Genomic DNA, 24,443 nt, shown 5'->3' with positions numbered 1-24,443 from the left:
TGGCCAGCGCTGGGATCAATCGCCCAGCTGGGACAGATCGCGCACCGCGCCCTTGTCGGCCGAGGTGGCCAGCAGCGCGTAGGCCTTCAGCGCGGCCGAGACCTTGCGCGGACGCGGCAAGGCCGGCTTCCAGCCCTTGGCGTCCTGCTCGGCGCGGCGTCGCGCCAGTTCCTCGTCGCTCACCAGCACGTTGATCGAGCGCGCCGGGATGTCGATGCGGATGCGGTCGCCGTTCTTCACCAGGCCGATGGTGCCGCCGGCTGCCGCTTCGGGCGAGCAGTGGCCGATCGACAGGCCGGAGGTGCCACCCGAGAAGCGGCCATCGGTCAGCAGGGCGCAGGCCTTGCCCAGGCCCTTGGACTTGATGTAGCTGGTCGGGTAGAGCATTTCCTGCATGCCCGGCCCGCCCTTGGGACCTTCGTAGCGCACGATCACCACGTCACCGGCCTTCACCTGGTCGTTCAGGATGTGCTCGACCGCCTCGTCCTGGCTCTCCACCACATGGGCCGGGCCTTCGAACACCAGCAGGCTGTCGTCCACGCCGGCGGTCTTCACCACGCAGCCATTCAGGGCGATGTTGCCGGTCAGCACGGCCAGGCCGCCTTCCTTCGAGAAGGCATGGTCGATCGAGCGGATGCAGCCTTCGGCCCGGTCGTTGTCCAGGCTGGGCCAGCGGGTGTTCTGGCTGAAGGCCTCCTGGGTCGGGATGCCGGCCGGGCCGGCCATGTAGAAGGTCTGCACCGCCTCGCTGGGCTGGCGCATGATGTCCCAACGGTCCAGCGCGTCCTTCAGCGTGGCACTGTGGACGGTGGGCACGTCGGTGTGCAGCTTGCCGGCCCGGTCCAGTTCACCCAGGATGCCCATGATGCCGCCCGCGCGGTGCACATCCTCAATGTGGTACTTCTGCGTGTTGGGCGCCACCTTGCACAGCTGCGGCACGCTGCGCGAGAGGCGGTCGATGTCGGTCATCGTGAAGTCGATGCCGGCCTCCTGGGCGATGGCCAGCAGGTGCAGGATGGTGTTGGTCGAGCCGCCCATCGCGATGTCCAGCGTCATCGCGTTCTCGAAGGCCTTGACGCCCACGGCGCGCGGCAGCACGCTCGCATCGTCCTGCTCGTAGTAGCGGCGGGCCAGTTCCACGATCAGGTGGCCGGCCTGCTTGAACAGCTGCTCGCGGTCGGCATGGGTGGCCAGCACCGTGCCATTGCCCGGCAGCGACAGGCCCAGCGCCTCGGTCAGGCAGTTCATCGAATTGGCGGTGAACATGCCCGAGCAGGAGCCGCAGGTCGGGCAGGCCGAGCGTTCGACTTCGGCCACGGTCTCGTCCGACACCTTGGGATCGGCGGCCATCACCATGGCGTCGATCAGGTCGAGCTTCTTGATCTCGATGCTGCCGGCCAGGCGGGTCTTGCCGGCCTCCATCGGGCCACCGGAGACGAAGATCACCGGGATGTTCAGCCGCATCGCGGCCATCAGCATGCCCGGGGTGATCTTGTCGCAGTTGGAGATGCACACCAGCGCGTCGGCGCAATGGGCGTTGACCATGTACTCGACCGAGTCCGCGATGATGTCGCGGCTGGGCAGCGAGTACAGCATGCCGTCATGGCCCATCGCGATGCCATCGTCCACGGCGATGGTGTTGAATTCCTTGGCCACGCCACCGGCGGCTTCGATCTCGCGGGCGACCAGCTGGCCCAGGTCCTTCAGGTGCACATGGCCCGGCACGAACTGGGTGAAGGAGTTGGCGATCGCGATGATGGGCTTGCTGAAGTCACCATCCTTCATGCCGGTGGCGCGCCAGAGGGCGCGGGCACCGGCCATGTTGCGACCAGCGGTGGAAGTCTTGGAGCGGTAGGCGGGCATGTGTTGTGACGCGCTGCGGCGTGTAGGGGGCGAAACGGTCCTGCTGCGGGCAGGGCTGCCCGCAAGCGTCTTATTTTCGCGCAGCCAGGGCGCTTATGATGCCGCCCCATGCTGATCCACCCGCAGTTCAACCCGATTGCGCTCGATCTGACGCGCTTCGGCATCCCGATCCAGATCCATTGGTACGGCATCACCTACCTGGTGGCCTTTGGCCTGTTCCTGTGGCTGGCGCGTCTGCGGGTGCGCAAACCCTGGTTCACCGAGGCCGGCTGGACGGCGCGCGATGTGGAGGACCTGCTGTTCTTCGGCGTGCTGGGCGTGGTGCTGGGCGGGCGCCTGGGCTATGTGCTGTTCTACAAGCCCGGCTACTACCTGGCCAACCCGCTGGAGGTCTTCTCGGTCTGGAAGGGCGGCATGTCCTTCCACGGTGGGCTGCTGGGCGTGATCACCGCGATGGCGGTGTTCGGCTGGCTGCGCAAGCGCTCGTTCTGGGAAGTGACCGACCTGATCGCCCCCTGCGTGCCCACCGGTCTGGCCAGCGGGCGCGTCGGCAACTTCATCAACGGTGAGCTGTGGGGCCGTTTCGCCGACCCTTCGCTGCCCTGGGGCATGGTGTTCCCGCAGTCGGGCTCGCCGTTGCCGCGCCATCCCTCGCAGCTCTATGAGTTCGGCATGGAGGGTCTGCTGCTGTTCGGGCTGCTGTGGTGGTATGGCAGCAAGCCGCGCTGGGCCGGTCAGGTGTCCGGGGCCTTCCTGATGGGTTACGGCAGCTTCCGTTTCATTGCCGAGTACTTCCGCGAGCCGGATTCCTTCCTGGGACTGCTGGCGCTCAACATGAGCATGGGCCAGTGGCTGTGCGTGCCGATGATCGTCGGTGGCGCGCTGATCTGGGCCTGGGCCACGCGCCGGGCCCGACCCATCGGTGCCGAGGAGGCCCGCGCATGAGACAGATCTTCCTGGACACGGAAACCACCGGCCTGTCGCCCGAGACGGGCGACCGCGTGGTCGAAATCGGTTGCGTCGAGATGGTCAACCGGCGTCTGACCGGCAACAACCGTCACTTCTACCTGAACCCAGAACGCAAGAGCAGCGAAGAGGCGGTGCGGGTGCACGGCCTGACCGACGAGTTCCTGGCCGACAAGCCGCTGTTCTCGGCGGTGGCGGATGACCTGATCGCGTACTGGGCCGGTGCGGAGGTCGTGATCCACAACGCGGCCTTCGACGTGGGCTTTCTGGACGCCGAGCTCAAGCACATCGGCAAGCCGCTGTTCCATGCCCATGTGGCTTCGGTGACGGATTCGTTGCTGATGGCGCGGGACATGTTCCCGGGCAAGAGCAATTCGCTGGATGCCTTGTGCAAGCGCCTGGAGGTGGACAACTCCAGCCGGACCCTGCACGGCGCCCTGCTGGATGCGGAACTGCTGGCCGAGGTCTACATCCGCATGACTCGCGGCCAGGACAGCCTGGTGATCGACAGCGGCGAGTCGGCTCACGGGCCGGCGCTGCAGGTCCAGAAGGTGGATTTCTCCGCCTTCATCCTGCCCACGGTGGCCGTCAGCGAGGCGGAGCGGGCCGCGCACGAGGAATTGCTGAAATCGATCGACAAGACCGGCGAGGTGCTTGCCCAATGGGAAAAGGCAATGGCATAATGGCAGACTTTCCCGGGAACGACTTCTTGCTGAGGCAGTTGTTCGCTGACTGAAGGGCCTGTTTCTACAGGCCCACAGAAAGCAGCCGGGCGGTTAGCTCAGTGGTAGAGCACTGCCTTCACACGGCAGGGGTCGCAGGTTCGAACCCTGCACCGCCCACCAGATTCGCTTCAGCCTGACCCGAAGACCGGGCGGTTAGCTCAGTGGTAGAGCACTGCCTTCACACGGCAGGGGTCGCAGGTTCGAACCCTGCACCGCCCACCAAGACCTGCAAAAACCCCGTCCGCTTCTGGCGCACGGGGTTTTTCTTTGGCGGTTCGCCGGGGCTCAGGTGCCTGCCATCACCCGGCGCACGCCCTCGGTCAGCAGCGGGGCCACCGGAATGGCATTGCTGGGATGGGGCACACAGTCGCTGCTCCAGATGTGGCGGATGCCGGCCGCCTGCAGCGTCACCAGCGCATCGCCCACGAACAGGCCGTGCGTCACCGCCACATCCACCGACGCCGCGCCCGCGGCCAGCGCCAGTTGGGCCGCGGCCACCAGGGTGCGGCCGGTGCTGGCCACGTCGTCGATCAGCACCACCGCCCGGCCCCGGAAATCGACCGCGGGCGGCAGCTTCACCGCGACCTCGCGGTCGCCATGGCGTTCCTTCAGGCACCAGGCGCCTGCGCTGCCGCTGGCCTGGGCCGCTTCGCGCACCCATTGCTCGGCTTCGCCGTCGGGGCCCAGCAGCAGCGGCTGGGGCACCTGCTGGGCCACCCAGCGGCCGAGCAGGCCGGCAGCGGACAGCGACAGCGCGCGGCAGCCCGGCATCACCTCGTCCAGCGAGGCGATGCGGTGCAGGTGCGGATCGACCGTGACCAGTCCGTCGAACCGGCTGGCCAGCAGACCGGCGATGTGGCGCTGGCTGACCGCTTCACCGGGGTGGAAGGCGATGTCCTGCCGCATGTAGGCCAAGTAGGGGCAGACCAGCAGCAGCCGCTCGGCCCCCAGTGCCCGGGCGGCCGGGGCGGTGATCATCAGCTCGACCAGCTTCTCGTTGGGCTGGTGCAGCCCCCGGTAGAGCAGCACCGTGCCCTGCAGTGGCGTTGGCAGGGTCAGCTTCAGCTCGCCGTCCGGAAAGCGGTGCCGGACCACCAGCGCCAGGGGGCATGCCAGCTGCCGGGCCAGGGCCTCGGCTTCGGTGGCCTCGTCGTCGAAGGCCAGGACCAGGCTGAGGGCGGGCCAAGGGGGGGTCATGCCGCCTCCACGGTGTAGCCGCTGTCGCGGGCCGAGCGATCGCGGGCAAAGTTCAGATCGGCCGGGTACTGGGCGTGGATGCGGTAGAGCGGCACGCCCTGCAGCACCGGATCGCCCACCTTGCACAGCAGGTCCACGCCGGCGCCGGGCACCTGTGGCGCGCCGGCCAGACGGGCCACCTGGGCCAGTTGCAGGTTGTCGATCGCCCGCACGATGCCGTCGCGCGGGGCGCAGACCTCGTGGGTCAGCGTGCCCAGCGTGGGCGGGTCGGCGCGACGGCCCTGGGCGTCGATGATGGCTTCCATCTGGGTCAGCGCCCGACCCGACTCCAGGATGTCGCGGGCGATGCGCCAACCGTCGCCGCCACGCACGTCGGGGTCGAACTCGATCACGCGGCCGGCCAGCCGCAGGGCCTTCTCGCGCAGGTCGGCGGGGGCGTCGGGCTCGTTGTGCAGCACCTGCATCACATCGCGTGCTTCCAGCACCGGGCCGATGCCCCGGCCGATCGGCTGGCTGCCATCGGTGATCATCACCTCCAGGTGCAGGTTGAGGGCCCCGGCGACGTACTCGAACAGCTTGCGCAGCCGTTGCGCCGCAGCCATCGTGCGCACCTTGGCGGTCGGGCCCACCGGGATGTCCAGCACCAGGTGGGTGGAGCCGGCCGAGATCTTCTTGCTCAGGATGGAGGCGACCATCTGACCGGGCGAATCGATGGCCAGGGGGCGCTCGACCGAGATCAGGATGTCATCGGCGGGCGAGAGCCCGGCGGTGCCGCCCCAGGCCAGGCAGCCGTTCGTGTCGCGCACGATCTCGCGCAGGCGCTCCAGCGGCAGCTCGACCTGCGCGAGCACCTCCATCGTGTCGGCCGTGCCGGCGGGGGAGGTGATGGCGCGCGAACTGGTCTTGGGGCACAGCATGCCGTGGGCGGTGACGATGGGCACCACCAACATGGACGTGCGGTTGCCCGGAATGCCACCGATGCAATGCTTGTCCACCACCGGGCCGCCGCGCACCGAGTGTTGCCAGTCCAGCCGGCGGCCGACGTCGATCATCGCGTCGGTCAGGTACAGCACTTCCTCGCGTTCCAGGTCGTAGCCGTTGGTGGCCACGACGAAGGCGGCCAGCTCGATCTTGGAATAGCGGGCCTGGGCCACGTCCCGGATGATGGCGTGCCAGTCCTCCCGCCCGAGTCGCTCTCCGGCGATCTTGCTGCGCAGGGCGGGCTGGGAGAGCGGCGGCTCGGCCGGCCACACATGCACGGGATGGCCGGCCTCGACGTTCAGGCGGGCGAAGGCGTCCTCGGACAGGCCGAGCTCGTCGGGCTGCACGATGCAGTCGTCGTCGACGACGTTGAGCACGGCGTTGATGGCCGCGCCATTGGCGCGCACCAGCACCTTGGCCAGGGCCTGGAAGCCGGCGGCCCGCACGGCCGCGCAGTTGCGGTGCAGGTAGGCGACGTTCTCACGCCAGGTGTCGATGCCCACGCGCCGGACACGGAGCTCTTTCAATTTCTTCATGAAGGGCGGCCGCCGTGCCCCTGCGGGGCCCGCGGCGTCGGGTCAGATGTGGAAGCCGTGTTCGTTCGGGTCGTACTTGAAGGTACTGGGATCCCCGAACTGGACATGGGCGATGTGGGCCTCGCGCAGGCTTTCGTCCAGGGCCTGGACGGCGGCTTGGGGGGCATGCGGAGACGGCAGCAGCACGGCATGGATCTGGTCCACCGCCCAGCGCCCGATGGCGTCGGCACCGGCCTGCGGGCAGGGTACCGCCTGGCCGTTCATCCGGCACTGGCCACCGTCATCGACCTGGAAGACCACGCGGACATGGGCGACAGGCGCCGTGCAGGCGCCCAATCCCCCGATCAGCGCCAGGGACAGGAGCAGGGAGGGGAGCGAACGGAGGCAGTTCATGGCAATGCACAGGAACGGCAAGCCGCTCCGGCCAGTCAAGGGAACTGCATTGTGGCCCAGCGGATGTCGGGACAGGGGCCGCGGGATCAAGGTTCCTGCAGCGCGCTGACGCGACCTGAGCCGGCCACCTGCTGCCGCACGCGGGGCGTGCCGGCATAGCGCACGTTGCCCGAGCCGGCGATGCGGACCGTCAGGTCATCCTGTGCCCGGACGACCGCGTCGCCACTGCCCGCCACGCTCACGCTGAGCTGGCGGGCCCGCATTGGGTCGGCGTGGACGCCTCCTGAGCCGGCCAGCTCGTAGCGTGCCTCATCGGCCTGGCCCTGCAGCCAGATGTCGCCTGAGCCGGCCAACTGCACGTTCAGTCGCGTCAGGCGGGCATCGGCCAGGCGGATCTCCCCCGATCCGCTGAGCGCCAGCGCAAAGGGGCCGCCCTGAAGCCGTTCCAAGCTCAGTCGGCCGCTGCCGCGCAGGCTGGCCGCAGCCAGGGCTGGGGTCTCCACTGTCACCTGGATCTTCTCGCGGCTGTGCCAGCCGGTCTGCCGGGTGGGGGCGATCACCAGCGTGTCGTTTTCGACATGGGTGTCCACCAAGGACTGCAGGTTGTCGTCGGTGCGCACCCGGACACGACGGGTCGTGCCCGGTCGCACCGTCACTTCGAAGGGGCCATCGGCTTGCAGGCGGGTGAAGGATGGGACCGAGCGGTCCTGCGATACCAACTGGCCCGAGCCCTGGATGGGCAGCCCCAGGGGCAGTTCCCAGGCCTGGGCAGGGGCGGAAAGCGCCGCGCCGGCCAGCAGCAACGGGGTGAGGAGCAGGGTGCGGCGTTGGGGGAGCATGCGGGGTTCCGTGTGGACAGGACAAGGGCCACAGGCTAGCCGGGAGGCTGCGGCCTTGCCCGAGGTGTGCGACAGACGGCTGCCAGGGCCGACGAACCTCAGCCGTGGCTGGATGGCGCGTGGTCGTCGGCCGGTTCGACCCAGCGTTCGCCCTGCAGCACTTGGTAGGGATGAAAACGCGTCTTGTAGGCCATCTTGGGGCTTTCCGCGATCCAGTAGCCCAGGTACAGATAGGGCAGCTTGAGCTGGCGGGTCTGCTCGATCTGCCAGAGCACGCCATAGGTGCCATAGCTGCCCTTGGCCGCCGGATCGTAGAAGGTGTAGACGGCCGACAGCCCGTCGGCCAGGATGTCGACGATGGACACCATGCGCAGCAGGCCGGGGCCGTCAGCGGCCGGCTCGCGGAACTCCACCAGCCGGGAGTTGACCCTGCTTTGCAACAGGAACTGGGTGTACTGGTCCACGCTGTCCTGGTCCATGCCGCCGCCGGCGTGGCGGGTCGACTGATAGCGCAGGTACAGCTGGTAGTGCTCCGCGACGAAGCCCAGCCGCATCACCCGGCTGCGCAGGTGCTGATGGGCGGCACGGGCACGGCGCTGGCTGCGGTCGGGCTGAAAACGGTCCACCGGCAGGCGCAGCGGTACGCAGGCCCGGCAGTCATCGCAGTAAGGCCGGTAGGTGAACAGGCCGCTGCGCCGGAAGCCACTGGCGACCAGGGCCGAGTAGGCCTCGGCGTGGATCATGTGGCTGGGCGTGGCCACCTGCGAGCGGGCCGTGCGCTCGGGCAGGTAGCTGCACGGATAGGGCGCCGTGGCGTAGAACTGCAGCGAGGAGAACGGGAACTCTTTCGGGTGTGTCACGGCGCAGGCGGAACCGGAGGGGGCGGGCTGGCAATGCCCAGGCGGGCCCAATGGGCTGGATCATAGGACCAGCGTGCCGGGCCGGGCAGGTCCACGGTGGCCGCGAGGTGGGCTTCAAACTGGGGACGGTCGATCTGCCGGGCGCCCAGGCTGGCCAGGTGGCGCGTGTGCTGCTGGCAGTCGATCACACCAATGCCCTCGGCGCGGCAGAAGGCCACCAGCGCGGCCAGGGCGATCTTGGAGGCGTCGGTCCGGTGGGCGAACATCGATTCGCCGAAGAACATCCGGCCCAGGCCGATGCCGTAGAGCCCGCCGACCCGTACGCCGTCGATCCAGGTTTCGACGCTGTGGGCCAGACCGGCCTGGTGCAGGCGCACATAGGCCTCGATCATCTCCGGCACGATCCAGGTGCCGGGCTGGCCCTCGCGCGGCGTGGTTGCACAGGCGGTGATCACTTCGCGGAAACCGTGGTCGAAGCGGATCTCGCAGCCCGGGGTGGCGAGGAACTTCTGCAGCGTCTTGCGCAGCGAGCGGGCGAGCCGGAATTCGGCCACCGGCAGCACCATCCGCGGATCGGGGGTCCACCAGAGCACCGGCTGCCCTTCGCCATACCAGGGAAAGATGCCGTGGCGGTAGGCTTCGCGCAGGCGCGGCACAGCCAGCCCGCCGCCGGCCGCCAGCAGGCCGGGCGCGTCGCTGTCGGCCCCCAGCGCCTGCTGCGTGGGGGGGAAGGGGCTGTGCTCGCCAAGCCAGGGCAGCGTCATGCGGCCAGGATAACGCGCCACCTGGTCAGACTGGCGTTGGCTGGCATCCGTAGAATGTGCGCCGGTTCCAAACCCTCCACCGACACCTACGAGACAACCATGAGCCTGCTCAACGTGACCCCGGGCGCCAAGATCCCGGAACAGTTCAACGTCATCATCGAGATCCCGGCCAATGCCGACCCCGTCAAGTACGAGGTGGACAAGGAATCCGGCGCGTTGTTCGTGGACCGCTTCATGGGCACGGCCATGCACTATCCGTGCAACTACGGCTTCATCCCGCAGACCCTGGCCGCCGACGGTGACCCGGTCGACGTGCTGGTGATCACCCCCTTCCCGCTGGTCGCAGGCTCGGTCGTGACCTGCCGCGCCATCGGCATGCTGAACATGACCGACGAGGCCGGCGGCGACGCCAAGCTGCTGGCGCTGCCGACCGAGAAGCTGCTGCCCAGCCACGCCCACATCACCAAGCTGGAAGACCTGAATGAGTTGGTGCTCAAGCAGATCCAGCACTTCTTCGAGCACTACAAGGACCTGGAAAAGGGCAAGTGGGTGAAGGTGGAAGGCTGGGCCGATGTGGCCGCGGCCAAGCAGGAAATCACCGATGGCCTGAAGCGCCACGCCGAGAAGGCCTGATGGCCTGACGGTTCCGGGATCCGGCCAGAAAGCCGCCAGGGGGGACCCCGGCGGCTTTTTTCATGCCGGCGCGGGGCGCTTGAACGGGCTGTGCTCGTGCAACTCGTCCAGATAACCGTGGATTCCCGCGCCCTCGCGGGCGAGGAAGTCCTCCACCGCTCGGGCGAACTGGGGGTGGGCCAGCCAGTGGGCGGAGGTGGTGCGCACCGGCATCAGGCCGCGGGCCATCTTGTGTTCGCCCTGGGCGCCGCCTTCAAAGCGCTCGAAGCCCTGGGCGATGCACCAGGCCAGGGGTTGGTAGTAGCAGGCTTCGAAGTGCAGACAGTCGATCGGCTCGGTGGCGCCCCAGTAGCGGCCCCAGGCGACGCGTTGGGCGCGGTCGATGGCCAGCAGCGAGGCCGCCACCGGTTGGCCCGCCCGTTCGGCGATGAACAGCAGCCAGTGCGGTGCCAGGTCGCGGGCGACCCGGGTGAAGAAATCGCGTGTCAGGTAGGGCGTGGACTGGTGGGCGCGGTAGGTCCCCTCGTAGCAGCGGTGGAAGAAGTCCCAGTCGGCTGCGGTGATGTCGGCCCCTTCCAGCGCCCGAAAGCGCACACCCGCTGCTTCGACCTTGCGGCGTTCCTGCTGGATCTTCTTGCGCTTGTCACGCTGCAAGGTGGCCAGAAAGTCGGCGAAGTCGGCATAGGGCTGGCCGGGGCGGTTCTGCCAATGGAACTGCACACCGTGGCGCAGCAGGTAGCCTTGTGCGGCCGCGGCGGCTTGCTCGGCCTCGTCCAGGAACAGCAGGTGGGCCGACGACAGCCCGCCTTGATCGGCCCAGTCCCGCAGCTGGCGCAGCAGCCGCTGCCGCACCGCGTCGTCCTCGGCCAGCAGCCGGCTGCCCGGCACCGGGGTGAAGGGCACGGCATCCAGCAGCTTGGGGTAGTAGGCCAGCCCGTGCCGGGCGTAGGCATCGGCCCAGGCCCAGTCGAACACGTACTCGCCGTAAGAATGGGATTTGAGCCAGGCCGTGGTGGCGCCCACCAGACGGCCGCCCTGCGTGACGCTGAACCAGGCCGGGGCCCAGCCGGTCTCGGGCGTCGCACTGCCGGAATCGACCAGGGCGCTCAGGTAGGCGTGGCGCATGAACGGAGTGGGCTGGGCCTGGCGGGCGAGCAGGGCGTCCCAGGCGGCCGCATCCAGCTCGCCCGGGTGGGCATGGACCCCGATGTGATAATCCATCGCCTTCCTGTTCTCCTCTGCCATGTCCAGTCCGGTCACCCTCTCCGTCGCCCTGGCCCAGATCAACGCCACCGTGGGCGACCTGGCCGGCAATGCCCGTCTCATCGCCCAGGCGGCCCGCGCGGCCCACGCCCAGGGCGCCCAGCTGGTGCTGGCGCCGGAACTGGCGCTGACCGGCTATCCGCCCGAGGATCTGTTGCTGCGCCCAGCCTTCATGGCCGCCTGCCAGCGGACCCTGCAGGAACTGGCGGCCGAATTGGCCGACTGTGCCGGGCTGCATGTGGTGGTGGGCCATCCCCAGGACTGGGACGATGGCGCCGATCTTAGGTCCAAGTCCTATTCCCTGCCGCGACGCTTCAACGCGGCCTCGGTGCTGGCGGGGGGGCAGGTGCTGGCCACCTACTGCAAGCGCGAGCTGCCCAATTACCAGGTGTTCGATGAGCGACGCTATTTCGCCTCGGGGCGGGATGCCGGGCGGGGCGCCGTGGTGTTCGAGGTGGGCGGCCTGCGCTGTGGTCTGCTGATCTGCGAGGACGCCTGGTTTGACGAACCGGCCGAGGCTGCCAAGGCCGCGGGGGCCGAGGTGCTGTGCGTGCTCAACGCCTCCCCCTTCCATCTGGACAAGCACGGTGAGCGCGAGGCCCGCATGGCGGCCCGGGCGCGGGCCGTCGGGCTGCCACTGCTGTATGCCCACCTGGTGGGCGGGCAGGACGAGGTGGTGTTCGATGGCGCCTCGTTCGCCCTGGATGCCCAGGGGCTGGTCGGCGCCCGCGCCCCCAGCTTCGAGCCCGCCACGCTGATGTTGGAAGTGGGGGCCGATGGCCATGTCCGTGGCCCGGTCGCGCCCTTGCCCCCGCTGGAGGGGCAGGCTTGGCACGCACTGGTGATGGGCGTGCGCGACTACGTCGGCAAGAACGGCTTCCCGGGGGCACTCATCGGCCTGTCCGGCGGCATTGATTCGGCCCTGGTGCTGGCGGTGGCGGTGGATGCTTTGGGGGCGGACCGGGTGCGGGCGGTGATGATGCCCTCGCCCTACACGGCGGACATCTCCTGGCTGGATGCGCGCGACATGGCGGCCCGGCTGGGCGTGCGCTACGACGAGATCGGCATTGCCCCGGTGTTCGAGGGCTTCAAGCAGGCGCTGGCCCCCCAGTTCGCCGGTTTGCCGGAAGACACGACCGAAGAAAACATCCAGGCCCGCATCCGCGGTACGCTGCTGATGGCGCTGTCCAACAAGACCGGCGCCATCGTGCTGACCACCGGCAACAAGAGCGAGATGGCCACCGGCTACTGCACGCTCTACGGCGACATGGCGGGTGGCTTTGCGGTCATCAAGGACGTGGCCAAGACCCTGGTCTACCGCCTGGCCGAGTGGAAGAACCGGCAGCCGAGCCGCCGCGCCGACGGCAGCATCGGGCCGGTGATTCCCGAGCGCATCATCACCCGGCCGCCTTCGGCCGAACTGCGTCCCGACCAGACCGACCAGGACAGTCTGCCCCCGTACGAGGTGCTGGACGCCATCCTGGCCCGCTACATGGAAGAGGACCAGGGCATCGACGAAATCGTCGCCGCGGGCTTCGCGCGGGCCGATGTCGAGAAGGTGACGCGGCTCATCAAGCTCAACGAGTACAAACGCCGCCAGGCACCGGTCGGGATCCGAATCACCCACCGTGCGTTCGGGCGGGATTGGCGCTATCCGATCACTTCGAAGTTCCGTGCTTAAATTCGTGTCAGGCGCCACGAGCGCATGTCCTGACACGGAGAACACACCATGAAGCAGATCACCGCCATCATCAAACCGTTCAAGCTGGAAGAGGTGCGTGAAGCACTGGCCGATGTCGGCGTGTCCGGCCTGACCGTGACCGAGGTGAAGGGTTTTGGCCGGCAGAAGGGCCATACCGAGCTGTACCGCGGTGCCGAATACGTGGTGGACTTCCTGCCCAAGGTGAAGGTCGAGGTCGTCGTGCGTGACGAGGACGTGGACCATGCCCTCGAGGCCATCGTCAAGGCGGCCAAGACCGGCAAGATCGGCGACGGCAAGATCTTCGTGACGGCGGTGGAGCAGGTGGTGCGCATCCGCACCGGCGAGACCGACGCGAACGCGGTCTGAGCCGCGCCCGCGGGCCCGGGACGTTCAGATGGCCGAGTAGTCGGTCGGGCTGGCGTTGAGGGCCTTGTGGCCGGCACGGGCGGCCAGCCGGTCCAGCAGACGGCCCGGCACCTCGTCCACCGTCAGCGCCTGCTGCTGGCTGGCGTCGACAAAGCCCTGCTCATGGGCAAAGCCCATGTAGTCCAGCAGCGGCTGGTAGAAACCCGCCACGTTCAAGAGGCCGATGGGCTTGCTGTGGTAGCCCAGGTGGTGCCAGGTCCAGACCTCGAACAACTCTTCGAAGGTGCCCAGCCCGCCGGGCATGGACAGAAAAGCATCGGCTTCCTCGGCCATGCGCTGCTTGCGCTGGTGCATGTTGGACACGACCACCAGTTCCGTCAGGCCGCGGTGGCCGACTTCGCGTGACTGCAGGCGCTCGGGGATGATGCCGATCACCGGGGCGCCGGCCGAGAGCGCCGCGTCGGCCACGATGCCCATCAGGCCGACATGGCCGCCGCCATAGACCAGCCGCCAACCCCGGCGCGCGATTTCCTGGCCCAGCCGGGCCGCGGATTCGGCATAGAGGGCTTGGCTGCCCGGACGGGAGCCGCAGTACACACAGACAGAAAACGGTCGTTGGCTCATGCGCCTGATCTCATGAAGTGTTGCCAGAAGGCCCCGGCCCAGAGGCCGGCCGCGAGCAGGAGGCTCAGCAGCACGGCCGCGCTGCCCAGGTCCTTGGCCCGGCCGGACAGTTCGTGCCGCTCTGGGCCGATGCGGTCGATGGTGGATTCCACCGCGGTGTTGAGCAGTTCCACCACCAGCACCAGGATCACGGAGCCGGCCAGCAGGCCCACCTCCACCCAGCCGTCGCCCAGCCAGAACGAGGCGGGCAGCAGCACAACGGCAAGCACCGCTTCCTGACGGAAGGCGCTTTCGCCAAGCAGGGCGGAACGCAGGCCGGCCAGGGAATAGCCGAAGGCGTGGAGGATGCGGGACAGGCCGGTGCGGCGAGGGAACGGAGGTGTCATCGGGTCGGGATTGTCGCCGATGCCTGGGGTGCGATGGCGCAGGTCAGGGGCGGGTGGGGCGCCAGTCCACCAGACGGGTGCCACACACCGCGTCGTGCCAGAACTGGCGATCGGGGTGCAGGCGGGCCAGCGCGGCATAGGCGCCCACGCCCACCAGCATCAGGCCGAACAAGGCACCGCCATGCAGGCCGGCCAGCTTGGCGGTCAACAGCGCGGGGACGAACCAGAGCCAGGCCAGGGCGAAGCGTGCCAGGGCACGGCCCGGGGTGACCGGCTGCCCGGCGCGGTCCACCAGGCGGATGTGCCAGGCCTTCATGGCCACCGTCTGGCCGCCGTGGGTCCAAAACCAGCAGAAGTACACGGCCAACACCAGCAACAGAAACAGCTGCAGGCCCAGGGTGCCCTGATGGTCCGGATCCTTGAGTTGGGTGAGGGTGGAGTACAGCCAGCCCGAGATGAACATCACGCCGAACAGCAGCACCCCCTCATACAGGAAGGCCGCCAGCCGCCGGCCGAGGGCCGGGGTGGGCAGGGGGGCGGGATCGGGGGTGCCGGGCGCGGCGGAAACCGCGCCGCTCACCGGGCCGCTCCGGAGGCCGGCGGCGCAGGCGGGCGTTGGCGGGGCAGCAGGGTGTTGGGGTTCACCTCGGCCGGCGACACGGTGATCTTCGGCTGTCCCGCGCGCTGGTGCACCGGTGGTTGCATGCGCTGGTTGATCAGCGAGGTGCTGGCGCCCGGCCGCCCCTGGACCAGCACCGGCGACACCGACTTGGGTGCCGTGCCTGGCCCCTGGGGGGGGCGCACGATGTTCGACTTGGGGGCCTGGGCGTCCACCGGTGCGCGGCGCAGGGCGCGCAGGCTGTTGCCTTCGGCTGAGGTGGAGGCCGGACGGGCCTTGGCGGCCAACGCGTGGCGTTGTTCGGGGCTGAGCGCCTGGTAGGCCTGCCAACGCGCTTCGCGTTCTTTGGCGGAAAGCTGCTGGGCCTTCTGGTAGTTGAGGCGGGCGCGATCCCGTTCCTGGGGGCTCATGCGGGCCCATTCGGTCATGCGCCGCTGCACACGTTGGCGCTGCACCGGGGACATGCGGTCGAAACGCTCGGCCACTTCTTCCCACTTGTGCCGGCGCTCCTCGGGCAACTGGTTCCAGTCCTTGGCCAGTGGCGCCAGCGCCTTCTGCTGGGCGGGGCTCAGGCTCTCCCAGGGGGTGCCTGCGCTGGCGGCTTGGCTCGCCGGGCCGGCTTGGCTGGCCTGCGCCCAGACAGGGGTGCCAGCCAGCGCGAGCACCAAGCCCAGCACAGGCAGGCTCAGCCATCGGCAGACAGAAGGAGCGGTCATCGACATGGCATCAGGGTTGGCCGGTCTTCAGGTACTCGGTGAAACCGGGGTCGGTGTAGGCGTCGGGCGGCAGGTCGTCGGCCAGCAAGGCTGTGTCGACCTCGGCCACCGTGGCGGATTGCACGCGATCGTGCCAGGTGTCGATCAGGACCAGGCCCAGCACCAGCAACAGCAAAGGCAGGAACGAGGCCAGCAGGGCCCAGCGCCCCCCCTGGAAGGGATCGCCGCCCGCACGACCCAGCGACAAGGTGCCGTTCGCATGGGCCATGACCCCTTGTGTCTCGGCGGCAGTCTGCACGACCGATCCCGCGGTGCGCGCGCTGCGCGCCCGGGCCAGGGCCTGCTCGCGGGCCACGCGCAGCCGCTCGGCGATGTCATGTTGCGGCAGGGCGCTGCGCTCGGTCAGGGCGGCCCCCACACGCAGGCCGAAACGTGCCTCCAGGGTGCTCACTTCCTGTGGCAGCAGACGAGAAGTCATTGGACGGGTGTTCACGGCGCAATCCCCTTGGCTTTGAGTGACTTCGCCAGTGCATGCACGGCCCGGGAGCAGTGCGTCTTGACACTGCCTTCCGAGCACCCCATCACACTGGCGGTTTCAGCCACATCGAGTTCTTCCCAGTAACGCAGCAGGAAGGCCTCCCGTTGACGGGTGGGCAACTGGGCCACCTCCTGTTCGATCGCGAGCAGGATCTGTTCCCGCCCCACCGTGTCGGCGGCGCTTTCCGAGCCCAGGCTGCCTTCGGCGGTCTCGAGCAGTTCCAGCAGGTCGAAGTCGCCGCCGTCGCTGCCATCCGGTCCGTCGAAGTCGGACAGGCTCTGTTCCACCGCCTGACGCACTTTGCGGCGACGAAACCAGTCCATCGTGGCATTGGAGAGGATGCGCTGGAACAGCAGGGGCAGCTCCGCCGCAGGGCGGTCGGCGTATTTCTCGGCCAGGCGGATCATGGCGTCCTGAACGATGTCCAAGGCGGCATCCTCATCGCGCACGGTGTAGACCGTCCGCTTGAAGGCGCGCTTGTCGATGCTTTTCAGGAAGTCGGTAAGTTCTTTGTCGGAAGCCACGAGCTGCGAAATCCACCCGATACAAACGGCGGGTGGACCGGTCTGGGGAAGGCGGATTATGTCATTGCAGCATGGCGCGGCGCGGTCGGCGGTTCCGAGTGATGTCATAATGCCCGCTCGCACTATTGCGAACAGGTCCTCAGGCCGCCCCGACCGCGGGTGCCGGCGATTGTTGACCGCGCAGGTTCCAATCCCGCCTCACGAGGGCGCGGGGAGGGGCACCGAAGGTTTTTCGTCAGAGAAATTCACAGAGGTTCGAAATGAACATGTCTGCCGCGGACGTCAAGCGGGCCGCCCCTTCCGAAGGGCGCGCCATCTCTCCGAACGCTTCCTCCACGTCTTCCGCTTCCCCCAAGGAGCTCAATGGCTCCCAGATCCTCGTGCGCTGTCTGCAGGCCGAGGGTGTCAAGCACATCTGGGGTTACCCGGGTGGCTCGGTTCTCTACATTTACGACGCGCTGTACCAGCAGGACAGCATCCAGCACGTGCTGGTGCGTCATGAGCAGGCCGCAGTCCATGCCGCCGACGGCTATGCCCGTGCGACCGGCGACGTCGGGGTGGCCCTGGTCACCTCCGGCCCCGGGGTGACGAATGCCGTGACCGGCATTGCCACCGCCTACATGGATTCGATCCCGCTGGTGGTGATCACCGGCCAGGTGCCGACCACCGCCATTGGCCTGGATGCCTTCCAGGAATGCGACACCGTGGGCATCACGCGCCCGGTGGTCAAGCACAACTTCCTGGTCAAGGATGTGCGCGACCTGGCGGCCACGATCAAGAAGGCCTTCCACATTGCCCGCACCGGCCGTCCCGGCCCGGTGGTGGTGGACATTCCCAAGGACGTCTCGCTGAAGACGGCCCCCTTCCACTACCCCGAGCACGTCGAGATGCGCTCGTACAACCCGGTGAAGAAGGGGCATGGAGGGCAGATTCGCAAGGCGGTGCAGCTGCTGCTGAATGCCAAGCGCCCCTATATCTATTCGGGCGGTGGGGTCATCCTGGGCAACGCCTCGACCGAACTGCGCCAGCTGTCCGATCTGCTGGGCTTCCCGGTCACCAACACGCTGATGGGCCTGGGCGCCACACCGGCCTCGGACCCGAAGTTCCTGGGCATGCCCGGCATGCACGGTACCTACGAAGCCAACATGACCATGCAGAACTGCGATGTGCTGCTGGCCGTGGGCGCACGTTTTGACGACCGGGTGATCGGCAACCCCAAGCACTTCGCTTCGGTGGAGCGCAAGATCATCCACATCGACATCGACCCCTCGTCGATCTCGAAGCGGGTCAAGGTGGACATCCCCATCGTCGGGGACGTGAAGGACGTGCTGCAGGAACTGATCGCCCAGATCAAGGAAGCGCAGCAGAAGCCCGACACCGCGGTGATCTCCCAGTGGTGGAGCCAGATCAATGAATGGCGCCGCCGCGAGTGCCTGGCCTATCGGCGCAGCCCGGATGTGATCAAGCCGCAGCAGGTGATCGAGGCGCTGTGGGAGATGACCCGCGGCACCGACACCTACATCACCTCGGACGTGGGGCAGCACCAGATGTGGGCCGCCCAGTACTACCGCTTTGACGAGCCGCGCCGCTGGATCAACTCCGGCGGCCTGGGCACGATGGGCGTGGGCCTGCCGTATGCCATGGGCATCAAGCTGGCCAAGCCGCAGTCGGATGTGTTCTGCATCACCGGCGAAGGCTCGATCCAGATGTGCATCCAGGAACTGTCGACCTGCCAGCAGTACAAGACGCCGGTCAAGATCATCGCCTTGAACAACCGCTACCTGGGCATGGTGCGGCAGTGGCAGGAGATTGACTACGAAGGCCGCTACTCCAGCAGCTACATGGATGCGTTGCCGGACTTCGTGAAGCTGGCCGAGGCCTATGGCCACGTCGGCATCAAGATCGAGAAGCCCTCGGAGATCGAACCGGCCCTGAAGGAGATGATGCGTCTGAAGGACCGCACCGTCTTCCTGGACGTGCGCACCGACCCGACCGAGAACGTCTGGCCCATGGTCAAGGCGGGCAAGGGTCTCTCGGAGATGCTGCTCGGCGCCGAGGACCTGTGAGCGCCTTCGGGCTGGCGGGGCGATGGCGTTACCGCGCCGCCGACTGCGCTGGCTCAGGGGGTTCCCGCAGCCGAGGCTGAGATTGTCCCAACCGTGCCAATGCGGCGTGGCCAAGGGATGGCGGTTACCGCCGTCATCCTGAAGAGCGCGCCAGGAGAATGCACATGAAACACATCATCGCGGTGCTGCTCGAGAACGAGCCCGGCGCCCTGTCCCGTGTGGTGGCCCTGTTTTCCGCCCGCGGCTACAACATCGAGAGCCTGACCGTGGCGCCGACGGAAGATCCGTCGCTGTCGCGCATGACGGTCGTCACCAACGGTTCGGACGAGGTGATCGAGCAGATCACCAAGCACCTGAACCGGCTGGTCGACGTGGTCAAGGTCGTTGACCTGACCGAAGGCCACTACACCGAGCGTGAGCTCATGCTGATCAAGGTCCGTGCCGTGGGCAAGGAACGCGAGGAGATGAAGCGCATGGCCGACATCTTCCGTGGCCGCATCATCGACGTGACCGAGAAGAGCTACACCATCGAACTGACCGGGGACGCAGGCAAGCTCGACGCCTTCATCGAGGCGATCGACCGCACCGCCATCCTCGAAACCGTGCGCACCGGCTCCAGCGGGATCGGTCGCGGCGAGCGCATCCTGCGCGTCTGATCCCCGCGATCACTTCCCGCTCCATTTGTACCCATCCAACCGAAGAGACATCCCATGAAGGTTTACTACGACAAGGACGCCGACCTCTCCCTCATCAAGGGCAAGAACGTCACCATCATCGGCTACGGCTCGCAAGGCCACGCCCACGCGCTGAACCTGAACGACAGCGGCGTGAAGGTGACCGTGGGCCTGCGCAAGGGTGGCGCGTCCTGGGGCAAGGCCGAGAAGGCCGGCCTGAAGGTGGCCGAGATCGCCGAGGCGGTCAAGGGCGCCGACGTCGTGATGATCCTGCTGCCTGACGAGCAGATCGCCGACGTGTACAACAACCAGGTGGCCCCGAACCTGAAGCCGGGCGCCTCGCTGGCCTTCGCCCACGGTTTCAACGTGCACTACAACCAGGTCGTGCCGCGCGACGACGTGGACGTCTGGATGGTCGCCCCCAAGGCCCCGGGCCACACCGTGCGTGGCACCTACACCCAGGGTGGCGGCGTGCCGCACCTGATCGCTGTCTACGCCGACAAGTCGGGCAAGGCGCGTGACCTGGCCCTGAGCTATGCCGTGGCGAACGGCGGTGGCAAGGCCGGCATCATCGAGACCACCTTCCGCGAAGAAACCGAAACCGACCTGTTTGGCGAACAGGCCGTGCTGTGCGGCGGCGCGGTCGAGCTGATCAAGGCCGGCTTCGAGACGCTGACCGAAGCCGGTTACGCGCCTGAGATGGCCTACTTCGAGTGCCTGCACGAGCTGAAGCTGATCGTCGACCTGATCTATGAAGGCGGCATTGGCAACATGAACTACTCGATCTCGAACAACGCCGAGTACGGTGAGTACGTGACCGGCCCGCGCGTGGTGACCGAAGACACCAAGAACGCGATGCGTCAGGCCCTGAAGGACATCCAGACCGGTGAGTACGCCAAGAGCTTCATCCTGGAGAACAAGGCCGGCGCCCCGACGCTGACCTCGCGCCGCCGCCTGACCGCCGAGCACCCGATCGAGGTGGTGGGCGAGAAGCTGCGCGCCATGATGCCCTGGATCAAGGCCAACAAGCTGGTCGACAAGACCCGCAACTGATGCAGACGGGCGGCCTCTGGCTGCCCTCTGTCCAGCGGGCCGCCTGCGGGCGGCCCGTTGCGTTGGCGGGCCGGTGGGGCCCGGGACGCTGAGGTATCCTCTTTCCCATGACCGATTTGACTCCGCACGTTCCGGATGCCCTGGATGATGACGACCAGGATCTGGACGACATGCCGCCGCGTCGCCGGCGTCGTGGCATCTACATACTTCCGAACCTGTTCACGCTGGGCGCCCTGTTCGGCGGCTTCTACGCAGTAGTGATGGCCATGAACGGGCGCTTCGACATGGCCGCCGTCGGCGTGTTCTGCGCGGCCGTGCTGGACAGCCTGGATGGCCGTGTGGCCCGGCTGACCCACACCCAGAGCGCCTTCGGCGAGCAGATGGACAGCCTGTCCGACATGGTGTGCTTTGGCGCCGCGCCGGCCCTGATCGTCTATGAATGGGCCCTCAAGGGCCTGGGCAAGGCCGGCTGGATCGCCGCCTTCGTCTACTGCGCGTGCGCCGCGCTGCGTCTGGCGCGTTTCAACACCAACATCGGCATCGTCGACAAGCGCTTCTTCCAGGGCATGCCCAGCCCGGCCGCGGCAGCCATGGTGGTCGGCTTCATCTGGGTCGTCGATGACCAGGGCATCAAGAATGTCGTCGGTTCCCCGGCGCTCACCTGGACGGCCTTTGCCTTCGCCCTGTACGCGGGGCTGACGATGGTCACCAACGTGCCGTTCTACAGCTTCAAGGACATCAGCCTGAAGCGCAGCGTGCCCTTCATCGTCATCGTGCTGATCGCGCTGGGCATCGCCATCATCAACATCCACCCTCCCATCGTGCTGTTCGGCCTGTTCTGCATTTATGGCGTGTCGGGCTACGCGGTGTACGGCTACAAGCGCATGAAGGGGCGTCCGGTGAGCGTGATTTCCACCTCCAAGGACGAACCCGATGAGCGTGGTCTGCACTGAGACGCTATACTTGAAAACATGAACTCGATCGTGATGGCCTGCGCTCTGCTGCTATCGCTGCCCCTAGCCAGTCTGCGGGCACGCTGATCGAACACGTCCATCGAAGTTCACCGAACCATTTTTTCGGATCACGGCCCGCCAGCGCATCGCAGCGGGCCGTTTTTCTTTGACCTCCGGCTGCGTGCATTTCCACCGGAGACGTCCATGTCCTTCACCTTCCGTTCCCACCGGGTTGCCGTCCAGGCCGCCGCAGCGTTCCAGGAGATTTCCGCATGACCGACAAGCTCATCATTTTCGACACCACGTTGCGTGACGGTGAGCAGTCCCCCGGGGCCTCCATGACCCGTGAAGAGAAGGTGCGCATTGCGCGCCAACTGGAGCGTCTGCGCGTGGATGTGATCGAGGCAGGTTTCGCCGCCGCCTCGAACGGCGACTTTGAGGCTGTGCGCACGATCGCCAACCAGATCAAGGATTCCACGGTCTGCTCGCTGGCCCGCGCCAATGACCGCGACATCAGCCGGGCGGCCGAGGCGCTGGCCGGCGCGGCCCGCAGCCGCATCCACACCTTCATCGCGACCAGCCCGCTGCACATGGAAAAGAAGCTGCGGATGACGCCGGAAGAGGTGCTGGAGCAGGCCCGGTTGTCGGTGCGTTTCGCCCGCAACCTGTGCGCGGACATCGAGTTCTCGGCCGAAGACGGCTACCGCTCGGAGCCGGATTTCCTGGCCCGGGTGGTGGAGGCGGTCATCGCCGAAGGCGCGACGACCATCAACATCCCCGATACGGTCGGCTACGCCATCCCCGAGCTCTACGGCAACTTCATCAAGCATCTGCGCGAGCGGGTGCCCAATTCGGACAAGGCCATCTGGTCGGTGCACTGCCACAACGACCTGGGCATGGCGGTGGCCAACTCCCTGGCCGGGGTGAAGATCGGTGGGGCGCGGCAGGTCGAGTGCACGATCAACGGCCTGGGTGAACGCGCCGGCAACTGCTCGCTGGAAGAGGTGGTGATGGCGGTCAGGACCCGCCGCGACTACTTCGGTCTCGAGGTGGGCATCGACACGACCCAGATCGTGCCGGCCTCCCGCCTGGTCAGCCAGACCACTGGCTTCGTGGTGCAACCCAACAAGGCCGTGGTGGGAGCGAACGCCTTTGCGCACGCTTCCGGCATCCACCAGGATGGTGTGCTGAAGGCGCGTGACACCTACGAGATCATGCGGGCCGAGGACGTGGGCTGGGCGGCCAACAAGCTGGTGCTGGGCAAGCTGTCTGGGCGCAATGCCTTCAAGCAGCGTCTGCAGGAGCTGGGGGTGGAGCTGGCCTCGGAGGCGGACCTGAACGCCGCCTTCGCCCGTTTCAAGGATCTGGCCGACCGCAAGAGCGAGATCTTCGACGAAGACATCATTGCGCTGGTGGGCGACAGTTCGCGCGCCGCCGAGCCCGATTTCTACCGGTTCGTGTCTCTGTCCCAGCATTCCGAGACCGGTGAGCGTCCGCGGGCACGTGTCGTGCTTACGATGGGCGGGCAGGAAACGGTGGTCGAGAGCGAAGGCAATGGTCCGGTGGATGCCACGCTCAAGGCCATCGAGTCCAAGGTCCAAAGTGGTGCGGAGATGGTGCTTTATTCCGTCAATGCGATCACCTCGGGCAGCACAGAATCCCAGGGCGAGGTGACCTTCCGGCTGCAGCTGGGGGGGCGCATTGTCAATGGCGTGGGGTCCGATCCGGATATCGTGGTCGCGTCAGCCAAAGCCTATCTGTCTGCGTTGAGCAAGCTGCACGCCGGCGTGGAGCGTGTGGCCGCCCAGGGCTGAGTACACCCTGGCACTTGAGGAAGGACGTGCAAGTCAATGTCTTGCATGTCTTTTTTCATTGCCATGGGGAACTCAGGGGGCGATAATGAAACTGTGTTTCAAGAGGGCGACAAAGTCGTCCCGGTGTGGTGGGTGACACCGGCAGGGGCTGCCTGACTGCGAGAGACGACGCGAAGGATGAAGATGAGATCTCACAAGGCTTTGGTGGCGCTGTGTTGTTTGGTGGCCTCGGTGGCCGGAACCCACGCGTGGGCGGCCGATGCCCAGGGGGGCTCGCACCACAAGGCCAGTGCGTCGGCCAAGGCGTCGACGAGCGGCAAGGCTTCCGGTGTCAAGAGCAAGAAGTCGAGCAGCGCAAGCAAGTCGTCTTCGACCCGCAAGACGGCAGCGGCTGCCAAGCCGCGGACCCGGACCGCTTCGGCCTCCTCGCAGCGCCCGGTGCATGCCGCCAAGGCCGTGGCGCCGGAGCGCAAGCCGGTGGAGCCCGCGTCGTTCACGCCAGCGCCGGGGGCCCGCTCCTTCGGCCAGATGTATGGCCTGCATTCGACCGACGATCCGCTGTCGCTGCGCAGCAGCGTGGCCTTCGTGCTGGACCAGGACACCAATGAGGTCCTGCTGAACAAGAATTCCCAGGCCGTGCTGCCGATCGCGTCGATCACCAAGCTGATGACCGCGATGGTGGTGACCGAGGCGCATCTGCCGATGGACGAGACGCTGTCCATCACGCAGGACGACGTCGACACCGAGAAGATGAGCTCTTCGCGTCTGCGCGTGGGCACCAAGCTGACCCGGGGCCAGATGCTGCACCTGGCGCTGATGTCCTCCGAAAACCGGGCCGCCAGTGCGCTGGGTCACAACTACCCGGGTGGCATCTCGGCCTTCGTGTCTGCGATGAATGCCAAGGCCCGCCAACTGGGCATGCACGACACCCGCTATGTGGAACCCACGGGCCTGTCGAGTCAGAACCAGTCGAGCGCTCAGGATCTGGCGGTGCTGGTGAAGGCCGCATCCCAGGTGCCGCTGATCCGGCAGCTGTCGACCTCACAGGAATACCAGGTGGAAGTGGGCTCACGGCAGCTGCAGTACCACACGACCAACCGCCTGGTGAAGAGCCCAGACTGGGACATCGGGGTGCAGAAAACGGGTTACATCACCGAAGCAGGCCAGTGCCTGGTCATGCAGGCCAAGCTGGCGGGCCGCAAGCTGATCCTGGTGCTGCTGGATTCGGCCGGCAAGTACTCGCGCATCGCCGATGCCGAACGCATCCGAAAGTGGTTGTTGACCAACCACCCGACCCCGGTCGGTACCCTGGACAGCCGCCTCAAGCCGACAAGCTGAGCGTCATCCCGCCGCCCGCGGGATCAAAAAGAAGGCAGCCCACAGGCTGC

Annotated in this window: 25 protein-coding genes and 2 tRNA genes; 13 read left to right on the top strand and 14 right to left on the bottom strand. The window is 67.2% G+C overall.

Annotation, left to right across the window (positions count from 1 at the left end; translation table 11 throughout):
- Positions 1–15 precede the first annotated feature (15 nt).
- A complete protein-coding gene (gene ilvD / locus KGA65_RS14000; RefSeq protein WP_225863735.1) occupies positions 16–1,863 on the bottom strand; it encodes a dihydroxy-acid dehydratase in 1,848 nt (615 codons plus the stop codon).
- Between the two features lie 108 nt (positions 1,864–1,971).
- On the opposite strand from ilvD, the gene lgt reads away from it, so the two are divergent.
- The 4 genes from lgt (at position 1,972) to KGA65_RS13980 (ending at position 3,776) form a co-directional block, all read left to right on the top strand.
- Positions 1,972–2,808, top strand: a complete 837-nt coding sequence (gene lgt / locus KGA65_RS13995) for a prolipoprotein diacylglyceryl transferase (protein WP_225863734.1) — start codon at positions 1,972–1,974, stop codon at positions 2,806–2,808.
- The gene (gene dnaQ, locus KGA65_RS13990; RefSeq protein ID WP_225863733.1) at positions 2,805–3,512 is read left to right on the top strand and encodes a DNA polymerase III subunit epsilon; all 708 of its coding nucleotides are present in this window, start codon (positions 2,805–2,807) and stop codon (positions 3,510–3,512) included. The genes lgt and dnaQ overlap by 4 nt, the downstream gene beginning before the upstream one ends.
- A gap of 87 nt (positions 3,513–3,599) precedes the next feature.
- Positions 3,600–3,674 (top strand) — tRNA-Val (locus tag KGA65_RS13985).
- Positions 3,675–3,701: 27 nt separating this feature from the next.
- A tRNA-Val gene (locus KGA65_RS13980) sits at positions 3,702–3,776 on the top strand.
- A 63-nt stretch (positions 3,777–3,839) separates the two neighbouring features.
- On the opposite strand, the gene KGA65_RS13975 is transcribed toward KGA65_RS13980, so the two are convergent.
- From KGA65_RS13975 to aat, 6 genes are all read right to left on the bottom strand, one after another.
- The gene (locus KGA65_RS13975) at positions 3,840–4,751 is read right to left on the bottom strand and encodes a ribose-phosphate diphosphokinase (RefSeq protein WP_225863732.1); all 912 of its coding nucleotides are present in this window, start codon (positions 4,749–4,751) and stop codon (positions 3,840–3,842) included.
- Positions 4,748–6,268: a thymidine phosphorylase family protein gene (locus KGA65_RS13970; protein ID WP_225863731.1), complete on the bottom strand. Its 1,521-nt coding sequence runs from the start codon at positions 6,266–6,268 to the stop codon at positions 4,748–4,750. Before KGA65_RS13970 ends, KGA65_RS13975 begins: the two co-directional genes overlap by 4 nt.
- Positions 6,269–6,310: 42 nt before the next feature.
- The gene (locus tag KGA65_RS13965; RefSeq protein WP_225863730.1) at positions 6,311–6,661 is read right to left on the bottom strand and encodes a hypothetical protein; all 351 of its coding nucleotides are present in this window, start codon (positions 6,659–6,661) and stop codon (positions 6,311–6,313) included.
- A gap of 86 nt (positions 6,662–6,747) precedes the next feature.
- Positions 6,748–7,500, bottom strand: a complete 753-nt coding sequence (locus tag KGA65_RS13960) for a head GIN domain-containing protein (RefSeq protein ID WP_225863729.1) — start codon at positions 7,498–7,500, stop codon at positions 6,748–6,750.
- A 98-nt stretch (positions 7,501–7,598) separates the two neighbouring features.
- On the bottom strand, positions 7,599–8,360 hold the full coding sequence (locus KGA65_RS13955; RefSeq protein WP_225863728.1) for an arginyltransferase: 762 nt from the start codon (positions 8,358–8,360) through the stop codon (positions 7,599–7,601).
- A complete protein-coding gene (gene aat, locus KGA65_RS13950) occupies positions 8,357–9,124 on the bottom strand; it encodes a leucyl/phenylalanyl-tRNA--protein transferase (protein ID WP_225863727.1) in 768 nt (255 codons plus the stop codon). Before aat ends, KGA65_RS13955 begins: the two co-directional genes overlap by 4 nt.
- A gap of 99 nt (positions 9,125–9,223) precedes the next feature.
- Between aat and ppa the strand changes: the two genes are divergently transcribed.
- The gene (gene ppa / locus KGA65_RS13945; protein WP_225863726.1) at positions 9,224–9,757 is read left to right on the top strand and encodes an inorganic diphosphatase; all 534 of its coding nucleotides are present in this window, start codon (positions 9,224–9,226) and stop codon (positions 9,755–9,757) included.
- A gap of 60 nt (positions 9,758–9,817) precedes the next feature.
- Here ppa and KGA65_RS13940 read toward each other — a convergent pair whose 3' ends face one another.
- A complete protein-coding gene (locus tag KGA65_RS13940; protein ID WP_225863725.1) occupies positions 9,818–10,978 on the bottom strand; it encodes a GNAT family N-acetyltransferase in 1,161 nt (386 codons plus the stop codon).
- A gap of 22 nt (positions 10,979–11,000) precedes the next feature.
- Here KGA65_RS13940 and KGA65_RS13935 point away from each other — a divergent pair, with 22 nt between their 5' ends.
- Positions 11,001–12,701, top strand: coding sequence for an NAD+ synthase (locus KGA65_RS13935; RefSeq protein WP_225863724.1), 1,701 nt, complete (start codon positions 11,001–11,003; stop codon positions 12,699–12,701).
- A 48-nt stretch (positions 12,702–12,749) separates the two neighbouring features.
- Entirely contained in the window at positions 12,750–13,088 is a 339-nt protein-coding gene (locus KGA65_RS13930; protein WP_225863723.1) for a P-II family nitrogen regulator, read from the top strand.
- Between the two features lie 24 nt (positions 13,089–13,112).
- Here the strand turns inward: KGA65_RS13930 and KGA65_RS13925 are convergent, their stop codons facing one another.
- Genes KGA65_RS13925 through KGA65_RS13900 form a run of 6 tightly spaced genes read right to left on the bottom strand, consistent with a single transcriptional unit; the run spans position 13,113 to position 16,495 of the window.
- A complete protein-coding gene (locus KGA65_RS13925; protein WP_225863722.1) occupies positions 13,113–13,712 on the bottom strand; it encodes an LOG family protein in 600 nt (199 codons plus the stop codon).
- Positions 13,709–14,098, bottom strand: coding sequence for a diacylglycerol kinase (locus KGA65_RS13920; RefSeq protein ID WP_225863721.1), 390 nt, complete (start codon positions 14,096–14,098; stop codon positions 13,709–13,711). The genes KGA65_RS13925 and KGA65_RS13920 overlap by 4 nt, the downstream gene beginning before the upstream one ends.
- Positions 14,099–14,141: 43 nt before the next feature.
- Positions 14,142–14,678, bottom strand: a complete 537-nt coding sequence (locus KGA65_RS13915) for an RDD family protein (protein ID WP_225863720.1) — start codon at positions 14,676–14,678, stop codon at positions 14,142–14,144.
- Entirely contained in the window at positions 14,675–15,433 is a 759-nt protein-coding gene (locus KGA65_RS13910) for a DUF3106 domain-containing protein (protein WP_225863719.1), read from the bottom strand. Before KGA65_RS13910 ends, KGA65_RS13915 begins: the two co-directional genes overlap by 4 nt.
- 10 nt (positions 15,434–15,443) lie before the next feature.
- The gene (locus tag KGA65_RS13905; protein ID WP_225863718.1) at positions 15,444–15,911 is read right to left on the bottom strand and encodes a DUF3619 family protein; all 468 of its coding nucleotides are present in this window, start codon (positions 15,909–15,911) and stop codon (positions 15,444–15,446) included.
- A gap of 11 nt (positions 15,912–15,922) precedes the next feature.
- Positions 15,923–16,495, bottom strand: a complete 573-nt coding sequence (locus KGA65_RS13900) for an RNA polymerase sigma factor (RefSeq protein ID WP_225863717.1) — start codon at positions 16,493–16,495, stop codon at positions 15,923–15,925.
- Positions 16,496–16,755: 260 nt separating this feature from the next.
- On the opposite strand from KGA65_RS13900, the gene KGA65_RS13895 reads away from it, so the two are divergent.
- The 6 genes from KGA65_RS13895 to pbpG all read left to right on the top strand — a co-directional run bounded on the left by KGA65_RS13895 (position 16,756) and on the right by pbpG (position 24,393).
- A complete protein-coding gene (locus tag KGA65_RS13895; protein WP_225863716.1) occupies positions 16,756–18,561 on the top strand; it encodes an acetolactate synthase 3 catalytic subunit in 1,806 nt (601 codons plus the stop codon).
- Positions 18,562–18,725: 164 nt separating this feature from the next.
- Positions 18,726–19,217, top strand: a complete 492-nt coding sequence (gene ilvN / locus KGA65_RS13890) for an acetolactate synthase small subunit (RefSeq protein ID WP_225863715.1) — start codon at positions 18,726–18,728, stop codon at positions 19,215–19,217.
- A 54-nt stretch (positions 19,218–19,271) separates the two neighbouring features.
- The gene (gene ilvC, locus KGA65_RS13885; protein WP_225863714.1) at positions 19,272–20,288 is read left to right on the top strand and encodes a ketol-acid reductoisomerase; all 1,017 of its coding nucleotides are present in this window, start codon (positions 19,272–19,274) and stop codon (positions 20,286–20,288) included.
- 170 nt (positions 20,289–20,458) lie between these two features.
- Positions 20,459–21,241 (top strand): CDP-diacylglycerol--serine O-phosphatidyltransferase, encoded by a 783-nt coding sequence (pssA, locus tag KGA65_RS13880; RefSeq protein ID WP_225864111.1) that lies wholly within the window; start codon positions 20,459–20,461, stop codon positions 21,239–21,241.
- A gap of 272 nt (positions 21,242–21,513) precedes the next feature.
- A complete protein-coding gene (locus KGA65_RS13875) occupies positions 21,514–23,055 on the top strand; it encodes a 2-isopropylmalate synthase (RefSeq protein WP_225863713.1) in 1,542 nt (513 codons plus the stop codon).
- A 183-nt stretch (positions 23,056–23,238) separates the two neighbouring features.
- The gene (pbpG, locus tag KGA65_RS13870) at positions 23,239–24,393 is read left to right on the top strand and encodes a D-alanyl-D-alanine endopeptidase (RefSeq protein WP_225863712.1); all 1,155 of its coding nucleotides are present in this window, start codon (positions 23,239–23,241) and stop codon (positions 24,391–24,393) included.
- Positions 24,394–24,443 lie beyond the last annotated feature (50 nt).

It is taken from the genome of Ideonella benzenivorans, from assembly GCF_020387415.1.
Classification (GTDB): domain Bacteria; phylum Pseudomonadota; class Gammaproteobacteria; order Burkholderiales; family Burkholderiaceae_C; genus Ideonella; species Ideonella benzenivorans.
The sequence above is the reverse complement of the archived record's forward strand: the minus strand, read 5'-3'. Positions and strand labels throughout refer to the sequence as shown.